The sequence below is a fragment of the Paraglaciecola sp. genome, assembly GCF_039942875.1.
Classification (GTDB): Bacteria; Pseudomonadota; Gammaproteobacteria; order Enterobacterales; family Alteromonadaceae; genus Paraglaciecola.
In genome coordinates, this window is record NZ_JBDVBQ010000004.1 from 40,334 (window position 1) to 54,304 (window position 13,971).

Annotated in this window: 13 protein-coding genes and 1 other RNA gene; 7 read left to right on the forward strand and 7 right to left on the reverse strand. The window is 40.1% G+C overall.

The window, feature by feature from the left end:
* Positions 1–87: 87 nt before the first annotated feature.
* From ABJE44_RS00710 to mtnK, 6 genes are all read left to right on the forward strand, one after another.
* Positions 88–1,758 (forward strand): DUF3466 family protein, encoded by a 1,671-nt coding sequence (locus tag ABJE44_RS00710; protein WP_348113098.1) that lies wholly within the window; start codon positions 88–90, stop codon positions 1,756–1,758.
* Positions 1,759–1,836: 78 nt separating this feature from the next.
* On the forward strand, positions 1,837–2,631 hold the full coding sequence (locus ABJE44_RS00715; protein ID WP_348113097.1) for a phytanoyl-CoA dioxygenase family protein: 795 nt from the start codon (positions 1,837–1,839) through the stop codon (positions 2,629–2,631).
* 206 nt (positions 2,632–2,837) lie between these two features.
* Positions 2,838–5,636 (forward strand): bifunctional aconitate hydratase 2/2-methylisocitrate dehydratase, encoded by a 2,799-nt coding sequence (locus ABJE44_RS00720; protein WP_348113096.1) that lies wholly within the window; start codon positions 2,838–2,840, stop codon positions 5,634–5,636.
* A gap of 194 nt (positions 5,637–5,830) precedes the next feature.
* Positions 5,831–6,067 carry a hypothetical protein gene (locus tag ABJE44_RS00725; RefSeq protein ID WP_348113095.1) on the forward strand — a complete coding sequence of 79 codons (237 nt, stop codon included), beginning with the start codon at positions 5,831–5,833 and terminating at the stop codon, positions 6,065–6,067.
* Between the two features lie 35 nt (positions 6,068–6,102).
* Positions 6,103–6,549, forward strand: coding sequence for a DUF192 domain-containing protein (locus ABJE44_RS00730; RefSeq protein WP_348113094.1), 447 nt, complete (start codon positions 6,103–6,105; stop codon positions 6,547–6,549).
* 143 nt (positions 6,550–6,692) lie between these two features.
* Positions 6,693–7,922 carry an S-methyl-5-thioribose kinase gene (gene mtnK / locus ABJE44_RS00735; RefSeq protein ID WP_348113093.1) on the forward strand — a complete coding sequence of 410 codons (1,230 nt, stop codon included), beginning with the start codon at positions 6,693–6,695 and terminating at the stop codon, positions 7,920–7,922.
* A gap of 24 nt (positions 7,923–7,946) precedes the next feature.
* Here mtnK and ABJE44_RS00740 read toward each other — a convergent pair whose 3' ends face one another.
* The 7 genes from ABJE44_RS00740 to ssrS all read right to left on the reverse strand — a co-directional run bounded on the left by ABJE44_RS00740 (position 7,947) and on the right by ssrS (position 13,111).
* Positions 7,947–8,834 carry an SDR family NAD(P)-dependent oxidoreductase gene (locus tag ABJE44_RS00740; protein ID WP_348113092.1) on the reverse strand — a complete coding sequence of 296 codons (888 nt, stop codon included), beginning with the start codon at positions 8,832–8,834 and terminating at the stop codon, positions 7,947–7,949.
* 224 nt (positions 8,835–9,058) lie between these two features.
* The gene (rpiA, locus tag ABJE44_RS00745) at positions 9,059–9,715 is read right to left on the reverse strand and encodes a ribose-5-phosphate isomerase RpiA (protein ID WP_348113090.1); all 657 of its coding nucleotides are present in this window, start codon (positions 9,713–9,715) and stop codon (positions 9,059–9,061) included.
* 70 nt (positions 9,716–9,785) lie between these two features.
* Positions 9,786–10,364, reverse strand: coding sequence for a 5-formyltetrahydrofolate cyclo-ligase (locus tag ABJE44_RS00750; RefSeq protein ID WP_348113088.1), 579 nt, complete (start codon positions 10,362–10,364; stop codon positions 9,786–9,788).
* Positions 10,365–10,441: 77 nt separating this feature from the next.
* Positions 10,442–11,383: a nucleoside hydrolase gene (locus tag ABJE44_RS00755; protein WP_348113086.1), complete on the reverse strand. Its 942-nt coding sequence runs from the start codon at positions 11,381–11,383 to the stop codon at positions 10,442–10,444.
* A gap of 45 nt (positions 11,384–11,428) precedes the next feature.
* Positions 11,429–12,319 carry a ribokinase gene (locus ABJE44_RS00760; protein ID WP_348113084.1) on the reverse strand — a complete coding sequence of 297 codons (891 nt, stop codon included), beginning with the start codon at positions 12,317–12,319 and terminating at the stop codon, positions 11,429–11,431.
* A gap of 163 nt (positions 12,320–12,482) precedes the next feature.
* Positions 12,483–12,893: a hypothetical protein gene (locus ABJE44_RS00765; protein ID WP_348113082.1), complete on the reverse strand. Its 411-nt coding sequence runs from the start codon at positions 12,891–12,893 to the stop codon at positions 12,483–12,485.
* Between the two features lie 36 nt (positions 12,894–12,929).
* Positions 12,930–13,111, reverse strand: a non-coding RNA gene (ssrS, locus tag ABJE44_RS00770) — 6S RNA.
* A gap of 256 nt (positions 13,112–13,367) precedes the next feature.
* On the opposite strand from ssrS, the gene ABJE44_RS00775 reads away from it, so the two are divergent.
* Entirely contained in the window at positions 13,368–13,937 is a 570-nt protein-coding gene (locus ABJE44_RS00775) for a UPF0149 family protein (RefSeq protein ID WP_133470188.1), read from the forward strand.
* Positions 13,938–13,971: the final 34 nt, after the last annotated feature.

A 13,971-nucleotide genomic window follows, 5' to 3' on the forward strand; every position in this document is an offset into this window, starting at 1 on the left:
GTTGAGTGAGTATCTGCCTAGATATTCGCTATTTTTGCACCTTGAATTTAGGCGCAAAGAGTTAAATAGCAGTCAGCAGGATGTCTAATGAAAAAAGCAATAATCGCCACTGTTTTCCCCTTATGTGGCTTGTATATGTCAGTTGCTTACAGCGCACAATATGAATTGGTTGAATTACCTGTCGCCGATCTTGGCGTTAACTCCTTTCCCGCGGCTATTAATGACGCTGGGGAAGCTGCCGTCAATCTAGATACACAATATAGTCCAGTAATCGATACCACTTTAATAGATTTTGAGTCTGCGGCCATTATTTTGGGTTTGGAAAACTTAGATGGTGTCCGAGGTGGGGACTTTAGCGATGACGACTACACTTTTCTTTATACGTACATAACTGCTAATGCTGAGAGTCAAACATTTCAACAAATTGCTAGCTTAAATAGTTACATTGCAACTGAAAACGGCAGTGAGCTGCTTAGAGGCTTTGACACTATAGATCCAAACACAGATGACTACAGAAATAGCGTAAAAACCCAAGTTCGTTCAATTAATGATTTTGGCTATACAGTGGGTAGTAGTCACGATGGCTTTTATACTGAAGACTACGTTAATGAAGACGTTGATGATATCACCTATGTAGTCAATGATTTTTATATAAGAGGCTTTGCACAAGTTGATGATCAAACCACAGAATTACCTCCACCAGATACAACCGCTGGTGGAATAAGTGAAGCTTACGATATCAACAACAGCTACCAAGTGGTTGGATATGGCACCACAGTGTTCATTGATGATACCTATTCAACAGCAGAAGAAGATTGCTCAGATTCAACTGCCCGAGGTGATATTCCTGAGGTGTCATGCCTGAGGGCATTAAGTATTAGCTTAAGTAGTGGGGTGAGTTCTGCAGCTCAGCAAAGAGGGATTATTTGGCAATTAGATGAAGATGGTGACTTAACAGATACCTACACCTTAGGAATGTTAATTGATGAGCCTGAAGATTCTAGTACCTCTGTCTATACCAGTACTGCAGTAGCCATTAATGATTATGGTATAGCAGTGGGAGAGTCTCCTGATTATTATCAAGATACAACATCATTAACTGTAGCTGCTGCTATTTATGAAGGGGATGAAGTAACAACGATTAATTATGATGAAGATGTTTACACTAGTACCGCTTACGATATTAATAATGACAACCTAGTGGTAGGTAACATCACTAAAGACGTTAATGGTACAACCCGTACTAAGTTTTTTGTCCATGATCTCGATAACGATATTACAATTTACCCAGACGACTTTTTTGAAGGCTCTTCGAGTATTGCCACATCTATAAATGACGATGGCTTTGTTGTTGGTTATGGTGAGTCTGAGGCTACTTTAACGACCCGAAGAACAGAAGGCTTTATATATGATTACAAAAATGATATTTTTCAGGGGCTTAACTCACTTTTAGAGTGCAATTCAGATTACGATATTGTCCAAGCTAATGGTATAAACGAAGATAGTGAAATTGTCGCTACTGCATTAGTTTTAAAACCTGAAACCAATATTCAAGGTGAAATTATATTAGATGAATATGGCGCTCAAACTCTGGTGGATACGGTTGTCGCAGTAAAACTTGTGCCTATTTCTGGAGGCTCTATTGATAACTGTGATGCTTACGAAGAAGAGACGGTTCGCCAAGGCGCTAGTTTTCCACTTTATCTTTCTGGACTATTACTTGGTTTAGTCTTCTTTAGGCGTAAATATACTTGCTAAGTATTTGCCTATAGAAGAGTATTATTTTTAATTCTCATTAAACACTGTGTCAGCAGGACTTATGAAGGTTTTTAAATAGTGCACCCACTTATTACTCAGGCCCATATCGACACGTTTCAACAAGATGGTGTGGTTTTAATTAAAGGACTCTTTGAAGCTGAGTTGGATCTTATTCGCTCTGGCATTGAATTGAATATGCAGACGCCAGGCCCCTATGCTGCAGAAAATCTTAGCAAAGGGGATACTGGTCGCTTTTTTGATGATTATTGTAATTGGCCCCGCATACCACAATTTGAAAAAGTAATTCGATACTCTGCCGCAGCTGAAGTCGCTGCTGATTTGATGAAGTCGCAGCAAGTTCAGATTTTCCACGACCATGTATTAGTCAAAGAGCCCGGTACCACTAAAGCTACACCTTGGCATCAAGATGGTCCTTACTATTTTGTTGATGGCTGCCAAAATGTAAGTTTTTGGTCTCCGATGGATCCTGTTAGAAGTAATAGCTTGCGATGTGTTGCTGGTAGTCACCTTTGGGATAAGCAGGTTTTACCTACTAGATGGCTTACTGATACTAGTTTTTATCCTGACGATAAAAATTATATGCCAGTTCCTGATCCTGATAGGCAGAATATGGATATTAAAGAATGGGAGATGGAGCCAGGTGACGCTGTAGCATTTAACTACGGTATATTACATGGAGCTAGAGGTAATACCACCGAACATCGCCGACGTGCTTTTTCTCTAAGGTTTGTGGGTGATGATGCTAGATATATTCAGCGCCCTGGTCCCACTTCGCCTCCATTTCCAGAGCATAATATGTTAACCGGTCAATGCCTTCGAGAAGATTGGTTCCCCATAGTTTTTCAACGTTAAATTCTCCTAAAAATCCACAGTTTTCCTAGGTCAAATTTATTGCACACATATGGAAAGATATAGAATATAATTTCTATCAATAATACCTATATGACCAAATTATGAAAAAGGTATTAAAAATCAGGTAAACTACCGCGACATTTGTCCCTGCTAATTATGATGTTATTAGCATTTTGTAGCTAGAGAGAAGAGAGAGAGTAAGACGCATGAGCCTATATTTAGAATACGTTGAAGAGATAGAAAGCCGTAAAAAAGACCTAGGGCTAGCGCCTAAACCCATTGATAGTGCTGATTTGTTAGCTGAAATTATTGAACAGATTAAAGATACTTCAAATGCATATAGAGAAGATTCTCTCAACTTTTTCATTTATAACACCTTGCCAGGCACAACTAGTGCTGCTGGTGAAAAAGCTAAATTTTTAAAAGAAATTATTTTGGGTAACGAGACTGTTGCAGAAATTTCAACAGAATTTGCTTTTGAATTGTTATCTCATATGAAAGGTGGCCCTTCAATTGAAGTGTTACTTGATCTTGCATTAGGTGACGACGCTGGATTAGCTACTCAAGCATCAGATGTATTAAAAACCCAAGTGTTTTTATATGATGCAGATACCGCCCGTCTTGAAGCAGCTTATAAAGCAGGAAATAGCGTTGCTAAAGGCTTGTTAGAAAGTTACGCCCAAGCTGAGTTCTTTACTAAGTTACCAGATATTGCTGAAAAAATTGATGTGGTAACTTATATTGCTGGCGAAGGTGATATCTCAACGGATTTATTATCGCCAGGTCATCAATCTCACTCTCGTGCTGACCGTGAACTACATGGTCAATGTATGTGCACGCCAGAAGCTCAAGCAGAAATAAAAGCATTACAAGCTCAACACACTGACATGCAAGTTATGCTGATTGCTGAAAAAGGCACTATGGGTGTCGGTTCATCTCGTATGTCTGGTGTGAATAACGTTGCACTTTTGACAGGTAAAGAAGCAAGTCCATATGTACCTTTTATAAATATCGCCCCCATTGTTGCGGGTACCAATGGTATCGCGCCAATCTTCCTAACAACGGTTGATGTAACAGGTGGTATTGGTCTTGACCTTAAAAACTGGGTTAAGAAAGTAGATGCAAGCGGTAATACTGTTGTTGATAAAAATGGCGATGCGGTACTAGAAGAAGCCTACTCAGTGGCTACAGGTACGGTATTAACTATCGATACTAAAGCGAAGAAGTTATATAACGGCGACGAAGAGCTTGCTGATATATCATCAGCCTTTACTCCACAAAAAGTAGAGTTCATGAAAGCGGGTGGTTCTTATGCTGTAACCTTCGGTAAGAAACTGCAAACTTTTGCTGCTGAAGCTTTAGGTGTTGAACCTGTAAGTGTATATGCCGCTTCAAAAGAAATTTCACATGAAGATCAAGGGTTAACTGCAGTTGAGAAAATATTCAACCGTAATGCAGTTGGCGTGTTATCTGACTCACCATTGCACGCAGGCTCAAACGTTCGTGTTAAAGTCAATATTGTTGGCTCGCAAGATACCACTGGCCCTATGACATGTCAGGAATTAGAAGCAATGGCTGCTTCTACTATTTCGCCACTGGTTGATGGTGCATTCCAATCAGGTTGTCACACCGCATCTGTTTGGGATAGTAAAGCAAAAGCGAATACACCTAAATTAATGAGTTTTATGAACGCGTTTGGTCTAATCACAGCACGTGATCCAAAAGGTGTTTACCCTGCAATGACTGATGTTATTCATAAAGTATTGAATGACATTACGGTCGATGACCGCGCTATCATTATCGGTGGTGACTCGCATACTCGTATGTCTAAAGGTGTGGCCTTTGGTGCTGACTCTGGAACGGTTGCTATTGCATTGGCAACGGGTGAGTCTGCAATGCCAATCCCTGAGTCAGTGAAAGTGACCTTTAAAGGTCATATGAAAAAATACATGGATTTCCGTGATGTTGTTCACGCAACACAAGCGCAAATGCTTAAGCAATTTGGCGGAGAAAACGTATTCCAAGGCCGTGTAATCGAAGTACACATCGGTACTTTATTAGCTGACCAAGCTTTTACTTTCACTGATTGGACTGCAGAGATGAAAGCAAAAGCTTCAATCTGTATTTCTCAAGATGAAACTTTGATCGGTTCACTAGAATTAGCGAAAAGCCGAATTCAAATCATGATCGACAAAGGCATGGAAAACCCTGCTAATACCCTTCATGGTTTAATTGCTTTAGCTGATAAACGTATTGACGAAGTTAAGTCTGGTACTACACCTGCGCTTACTCCAGATGACAATGCTAAATACTATGCTGAAGTGGTTGTTGATTTAGATCAAATTGCTGAGCCAATGATTGCAGACCCTGATGTTAACAACGAAGATGTATCTAAGCGTTATACCCATGATGTTATTCGTCCTGTTTCATACTACAGTGATAAGCCTGTCGACTTAGGTTTTGTGGGTTCTTGTATGGTTCATAAAGGTGATATGCAAATTATCGCGCAAATGTTCCGTAACATGGAAGCGCAAGGCACTAAGATTGAATTTAAAGCGCCATTGGTTGTTGCGCCACCAACTTACAACATAGTTGATGAGCTTAAAGCTGAGGGTGACTGGGCAATTCTTGAGAAGTATTCAGGTTTTGAATTTGATGATACAAACCCTAAATCTTCTGCACGTACTAAGTATGAAAATATCATGTACTTAGAGCGTCCTGGTTGTAACTTATGTATGGGTAACCAAGAAAAAGCAGAACCGGGTGATACTGTAATCGCAACGTCTACTCGCTTGTTCCAAGGCCGTGTTGTTGCTGATACATCAGATAAGAAAGGTGAGTCTCTACTTGGTTCAACGCCTCTAGTTGTACTTTCTACTATGCTAGGACGTTTCCCTTCAATTGAAGAGTATAAGAGCGCTGTTGACGGTATCCACCTAACTGACTTTACTCCACCAGTTGAAGCGTTAACCTCGCCTTATTCTGTTCCAATTAAAATGGTATAGACCCCTTACTCAATAAAGTAAGTTAATATTTAAGCTTAGGGTTACCTGTTTACAGGTGGCCCTTTTTTATTGGCTCAATCGTTGAAAGTAAACGCTAATCAAAAATCAATTGATTGAAATGCTAAGAATTTGAACCTTTTCACCTTTTCCTATTCTCACTATAAAGTGTCTGTACCAAAAGTAGGGAATACATAATGGAAAAATCTATTAAAGTAGCGTTAATGCTGGCTTTTACTGTTTGTTTTACTGCAGCTTGTACAAATAACAATATCAGGCAGGTAATGGGTAGTGCTGTGGCTAATGGTGCGGATACCCAAGTAAAATATACGGCTTTTGAATGTACAACGTTACAACAGCGTTGTGTCCAAGGTGAATATCAAGAATGGCAAACTAGTGATAAAGAGTTGGGCTGTTCCTGTAAAAAGTTGTAGTCTACACCCTAATTTTGTAACGGATGTGATTGCTAATGCGCTTTGTTTTTAATATTTTAATGTTGATGTCTTGTTTTACTTTATTTGCTTGCTCTCATGTAAGTGCAGAATCCGTTACTTTTGGGAATGTTCAAATTAAAGTAAAAGGCAATGCTTACAAATTAGAATATGCAGATAGCTTTGAGCGACGAGCCCAAGGATTAATGAATAGACAGACATTGTGTGACACATGCGGCATGTTATTCAAGTTTGATAGCGCGAAAGTTGCGGGCTTTTGGATGAAGGACACCCTTATTCCATTAGATATTGCCTTTGTGCGTGCTGATGGAACTATTACCGATATAAAAAGCATGCAAGCCTTGGACTTAAAGTCTACTAACTCCTCAGAGCCAGTACTTTATGCTTGGGAGATGAACAAAGGCTGGTTTACTGCTAACAATATTAACGTTGGAGACAATGTAGCTATTTGTTCAGTCTACTAATGTTGTAGGTCAGTGATTGTTTGCTTCATATTGTTTGAAAGTTTTACTCAGCTTTTTCTTTCAATTCATTATAACGTAATGGCTTTTCAATAGGAGTTGTTAAATCATTTCCCTATCACTGGTTTTTTTAAAAGGTTCTGAGGATGTACTTTCAATTAAACGCTGAAAATTTAGTGAGCTTTTTAGCCTCACTACCAGAAATGCAAAGCCACTTTTCTTCTTTTCAAAATCTAGGTGTCACTGAGATTACCGATGGTAATATGAATTATGCCTTTGTTGTAAGTAATTTAGATAACCCAGAAGAGTCTGTATTTTGTAAACAATCTCCTCCCCATATAAAAGTTCTGGGTGAAGAATGGCCTTTAACTCGTCAACGAATGACAGCAGAAATAGAAGCTCTATCATTTCAGGCTAAAGTATCCCCAAGCACCGCCCCAAAAATTTATTATCAATCTGAAGTACTTTCGATATTAATATTGGAAAATCTACAGGGGTACAATATTTTTCGAGATGAATTGATAAAAGGTCATTACTTTGCAAATTTTGCAGAGCATATGGCAAGTTATCTAGCGGCAACCTTGTTTTTCTCTAGTGATTTTGGGCAGTCAGTAGCACAGAAAAAAGCCTTAATCGCTAAAAGTGAAAACTCTGATATGTGTATGATTTCTGAAGATTTTATTTTTACATATCCCTTTGAACATCACGCAATGAATGATTATAACCCGGCATTATCTCAGGGAAGTATTGATATGATTCAAAGAGATTCAGAAGTACGTGCCCAAGTAGCGCAGATGAAGTATTTGTTTACTACATCGAAACAAGCATTACTCCATGGCGATCTACATACGGGCTCTATCATGCTTAATCAAGAGCGTACTTACGTTATTGATGCTGAGTTTGCATTTGCAGGCCCCATTGGCTTTGATGTAGGTGCTTTGGTTGCCAATTTGTATTTGAGTTATTTCTCTCATGTAGGGCAGGGTACTGCCGAATCTGAAAAATATAGTGAATGGTTGTTACAACAGGTTGAGGCGCTTTGGGATGGGTTTGAAACTAAATTTACTCAGTATTGGTGTGAGTACGATGAGTTTGCAGACAAGCCATTTATGGGTAAAGATCTTACAGGTGATAGTCACGGGAAGTTTAGAACCTTATTTTTACAAGAGGTTTTTAGGGATACCCTAGGGTTTGCTGCTTGTAAAATAATCCGTCGCATTTTAGGCATAGCTAAAGTAGCTGACTTTATGCAGTTTGAAGACGAAACCTTTAGGGCAAAGCTAGAAACTCAAGCTCTTACGTTTGCTAAAATGTTATTGTTAAATCGAGGTAGTATTAAAAGTTTTATAGACGTAAATAAGGCCATTCATCACTAATTGAAGGCCTTAGTAAACGACCTTTTATAAAATAACTATTTCGTCATCTTTTAAGTGGCCCACAACTTCACTGTTTTCAGCATCAACAAATGCCTTATCAAGAAGGTGAGAGCGATAACTTACCCCCTCACGATAATTTGGGTGGGTAAAAATATAGCTTTGTTTTGAGTTAAGCGCTTCGACTACTCGTTTCGCTAGCATTTGCGCCGGAATTCCTGACTCCACTAATGCTGCTGCTTGATTCATGCCGCCTTTAGATTTTACCTTAGTTGCGCCTTGCTCTTTAACGTTTTGATACTCAGGCTGAAGGTTACGAAGAGACTCGTGGATACGAGTTTTAACAAATGCAGGGCATAAAGCTGATACCGAAATATTGTCTTTTTTGAGCTCTGCTGCCCAGCTCTCAGACATAGAAACAACCGCTGCTTTTGAAGCCGCATATGCCCCTGAGTATGCTACACCATTCATACCAGCCATAGATGCAACATTGATTATCCAGCCTCCTTGACCATGCTCTTTAATTTTAGGGCCCACGGCTTGGGTTCCATTCACAACCCCCATTACATTGACGTCTAATACCCATTTCCAAGTGTCGATTTTAGTTTCATTTATTGAACCTGGGATACCGCCTACACCAGCGTTATTTATTAACATATGAATATCGCCAAATCGCGCCTCTGTAGAAGCAACTAGGTCTAACCACTGTTGATTTTGGGTGACATCTAATGGGCAAGCTAACACGTTAATATCAAGGGCTTTGAGGTGCTGCTCTGCTACAGTTAGTTGTTTTTGGTCAATGTCTCCGATGACGATGTTCATACCAAGTTGGCCAAATTCTGAAGCAAGAGCGAGACCTATGCCCCCTGCGCCGCCAGAGATTACAGCAGTTTTACCTGAAAATTGTTTCGACATTAACCTGTTCCTTTGCAAGTGATTGACGTGAAATTCTTCGTCATCTATTTGTGGATCACTGTAAATGGATAAGGTTAGTCATCACACTTTATTTGCTTAATTGATCTGGCTTCATGGTGTGAATGGGTAATACTGCTGGGAACATCACTAGGCTTTCTCTTAATATTAAGAAGCTAGCGTTTTAATTGTGACGTTCCAGTATTAGAAATAGGCAGAATATAGCTTTATGCTATGGTTGTGACTCCGTTCTCTGTGCCAACTAGTATTGTGTCAGCGCCGCGATGAGCAAACAAACCATTGGTAACTACACCCACAATCGCGTTAAGTTTTTCTTCTAGCTCAACAGGGTTGAGTATAGTGAGATTATGTATATCTAAAATAACGTTGCCATTGTCGGTAACCACGCCTTGTCTGTATTCAGGATCTCCTCCTAATTTGACGATTTCTCGAGCCACATAAGAACGAGCCATAGGTATGACTTCTATAGGAAGTGGAAACTTTCCTAAAATAGGAACTTGTTTAGTGTCATCAATGATACAAATAAATTGCTTCGCAACTGCTGCTACGACTTTTTCTTGGGTGAGGGCTGCGCCACCACCTTTTATCATATGTTTATGTTCGGTAATTTCGTCTGCGCCATCTACATAGACATCAAGTTTATCTACTGAGTTGAGCTCAAATATATCGATGCCTAGTGCTTTTAAACGTAATGTAGAGGCTTCAGAGCTAGAAACTGCACCTATGATATCGTGTTTAATGTCTGCTAAAGCATCGATAAAATAGTTAACGGTTGAACCTGTTCCTACGCCGACGATTGACTCTGGCTTGACATATTTAATCGCCGCTTGTGCAGCGGCTTGTTTCTTTTGATCTTGTGTCATGACTTACTTAGCTTAAAGCGAATATTAACAATATTCTAACCTAGCTAGGCAACGAACCCCTAACGCAATTTTAGGTCTTGAAGAATTGTGTGGGTGTCGCTATACCATGCAAGGGAATATCCCAATGGTTCGTTTCCAAAGAGCTTGCTTGTTGACAGGTGTGGGCTAAACCAATTAATTGTGTGTTTAACTTGTCTCTTTTTATTGTGGCTAAAGAGCGGTCGTAGTATCCACCCCCCATACCTAGCCGATTTCCTGCTGCGTCAAATGCGACTAAAGGAGTCATGATTAAATCAATATCAGCAAGAGGGCATATATTACGGCTAGTAATAACAGGCTCTTTAATACCGTACTGGTTGGCTACCATTACACTATTAGGATGGTACTCAACAAACGCTAGGTGACCTTTAGAAAAAGGGTGTAATACCGGTAATAACACTCTTTTTTGGTGTTGCCAGCAATATTCAATTATACATCGAGGATCAATTTCACCGTCGTTTGCTAGGTAACAAGCTATGGTGTTGGTTTGTTGCAGGTGAAGTTGTTGTAGGCATGTGTCTAGCACTTGCTCAGAGGCTTGATGCTGCTGTGCTGTGGATAGTTGCTGACGTTTTTGGCGAAACTGAAGTCGCAGATTAAGGCTGGGCATCTCGGCGGTATCCAATAAGTTTAGGTTGCGTTTTATTTGCTTAAACGCAACCTTCTTAGTTTAGCTAGGCTGACAGCTTATAGTTTGTAAGTATCTAAATACAGTTTGGTTAGACGTTCGTTATCTACCTTAGTAGCCACATTCACTAGCTCCGCGTTTAACCAATCTGGACTGGCAGTGGTATTAGGAAGTGCGATAGAGGTTTGGCCTCTGTTTAATGGGTCTGTTGATACTCTGCCATGGCCAGTTTGCAACTCAAATAAGCTTGGGTCGACAAGGTGTGCAATAGGCATTGCATCGTGGAAAAAGCATACATCTTCTTCACGGTTTTGTGAGTAAAACTCTACATAAAATTGTGCGGCATCGTGAACAAAACCACCTAGTTTTTGGTTGTTCTGTTGTAACTGCTTTAAGAAGTCAGGGCTGAATGGGCATGAATTGGTTACATCAAGCCCAAACATGTTTAATTCCCAAGATGCGCCAAATACAATTTCTGCAGCGTGGGCATCATTCCAAATGTTGGCTTCGGCAACAGGCGTCACATTACCTCTTACAAATGCAGCTCCCCCCATAATAGACACGGCTTTAACTAATTTTGGTAGCTCTGGCTCTAAACGCAAAGCTAAGGCTAGGTTACCAAGGGGGCCAATAGCTACAATGGTAATTTCACCAGGATATTTACGGGCCATATCTACGATAAACTGCGCAGAACTGCGAGGGTCTAGCTCACCTTTTGCTGCCGGAAAGTTAATATTTCCAAAGCCATCGTCTCCATGAACAAAATGCGCGTAACTTGACTCTGGGCCGACCCAAGGCATGCCTACTCCTTTACAAACAGGAATATCTTTTCCTGCTAAGTCACAAAGAGTTATCGCATTTTTTGCTGCCATTTCAACAGGAACATTCCCATAAACAGTGGTTAGCCCCAGAACATCAATTTCAGGATGTTGAAAGGCAAAAAAGATTGCCATGGCATCATCGATACCAGGATCGGTATCAAGAATAATTTTGTGACTCATAAGAATAATTCTCCGTTGAAAATCTTTGGGGTAATAGTGTAAGTATTATTGTTTAGCAAGAAAGCGATCAACGTCTTTCTCGTTAGGGATAGATTGCGCCGCGCCTGCTTTCATAACTGCTAAGGCTGAAGCTGCACAGGCTCTAGATAGTGCGGTTTTGGTATCTGCATGTTCACTGTAGGCAGATAAAAAGTATCCAATAAACGTATCGCCAGCAGCTGTGGTGTCTATCGCATCTACTAAAAAGGCAGGTACATCAATACTCTTGTCTTTTTTGAGCATCCTAACCCCAGCTTTGCCTAGGGTGATAAGTATTTCGGCATGAGCCCAGTTATTACGAAAATAGGCTTCGATATCATCTAGGTTGCTTTGACCTGAAATTTCTTCTGCTTCAACCTCATTGACGATTAATAAATCGATACATTCATGGGGTAATTGCTTAACTGATTCGGTCATAGGAGCAGGGTTAAACGCAACTTTTAATCCTTTTTCTTTTGCCTGTAGCAAGACTTCATCGATGCAGCTGGTTTCATTTTGTGTTAACACCCAATCGCTAGATTTCACATCATCAAGTGCATGCATTACGTCTTTTGACGTTAACTCTTGATTTGCGCCACCAAACAATACAATGGCATTTTCAGCAGAAGGAGTGACTTGAATAATGGCGTGGCCTGATGCTGTTTCAGTGCAAGATATATGCTTACAGTTAATACCATCGCGTATCATGCTTTGCTTAAACGCGACATCTGATTCGTTAATTTTTCCAACGTGGCGAACATCTGCCCCCGCTCTTGCTAAGGCAATAGATTGATTGGCACCTTTACCACCCAATAAACATTGGTATTCGTTTGAAGCTAAAGTTTCCCCAGGCTGAACGAAGTGATCTACTCGATAAACATGATCAATGTTGATAGAACCAAAGTTAATGATGGCCATAAAATTGCCTTATTTGTTATGTAATATTAGTGAGCAATGGCCATATTCTAACTGAATATTTTTAGACTAGAAATAAAGGCAACGCGTATAGTGGCAAAATCTTAGTTGAAACCTGACCATATGGTCAAGTGTAAATTATAGCTAGTTGCAGTAGAAATCCACTTTAGGCAAAAAGATGACGTAATTTATGGAGTAAACTGGGTTTTTCTACATAGGGTTCGGTGTTTGTTAAAAACAAACGGACAGAAACGGTAGCGCCGTGCCCCCATGGCCACCACGCAGCCATAATGCGGGTTTGGTTATTTAGGTTTGCTGCTAATAGTTTTTGCTTTTTTGCCAATTTCGCAAAGGGACCTGCATAATGTTTAACTTTTGCTGGTGCTTTTTTAATGCTTTTTGCGTCCCAAGAGTCTGGGAATACCTGTTGTAGCGAAATTAAAACTTGCTCTTCTTTATCTACAGAGAACTCTGCAAGCATGACATTTTGAAAACTATCATATTTCCACTTTACGATAGGAGAAAGGGCGTCTATTGCATTTTTTCCGTGTACTCTCAATTGCTCTTCTTGATTCATCTTACTGCCTTCAAAATCCATTATGTTGACGAATGGGTGCCTCCCAAAATGCCGCTGTCTAGTGTTCGCCCGTGAACCGAAAGTTCAGGGCGGAAGTATCATCATTACCTCAGGCTTCTTGGTACTAGCCAAGCTTGCACAATAGTAGTGGAATCAACTTCCTAGGTAAAAAGCATCGGCCAGGGACATTACTAAACTGGCTAACATTCCAGGAGGCTTAGAAAAATTATTGAAATGTTGTTCTGACTAAACTCCAACATCAGCGCTATTATAATCTTTAAGTATAAGAATATACTAGGGGCATATGAGCTTTCTTATACTTTTTAAAACCTAAAGTTTGGGTTGAGCAACGTGATTATGTGTGATTTATACCTTTCCCCAACTGGGTTTAATTTAGCGACAGTGTTAGCATAGAGGCTTGTTTATGGGGTGCTTTACTTGTGCTCCTCACCATCGAATTACTGAGAATTTATCTTGAACACTTCAACTAACCTTTTTGATACCCTTTCTGCGCTATTAGAGCGTAACGATATTTTAACCAGTGCTGCCGAAGTACAAGGAATGGTATGTGGCATGTTAGGAGGTGGTATGCCTCTAGAGTGCTTAGATTGGATGGAACCTTTGGCTGATTTTATTCACCAGGGAGACTCTTTTTCTGCTGAGGTGCAAAGCGCTTTTAAAAAACTTTATGACGATACCTGTCAACAGTTGATAGAAAGTGATTTTGCATTGAGTCTATGCTTACCTGAAGACTCTGCCCCAATCAATGAGCGTGGCCAAGCTCTGCTTAGTTGGGTGCAGGGGTTTATGTTAGGTTTTGGTTTACATCAGGCAGACCTAACTGGTTGTTCCGATGATGTGAAAGAAGGCCTAGAAGATTTCGCTGAAATCGCCCGTATGGATGAAGAGATGAGCGAAGATGAAGAATCTGAACAAGCTTTGTTTGAAGTGATGGAATATGTGCGAGTGACAGCTATGTTATGTTTTAACGAGCTGGGTAAGTCTCCAGAACAGCAGCAAGGTGAACCAAAAACAGTACATTAGTTTGTGAGCAAGCCATAAGTTCTTTTAGTACAGA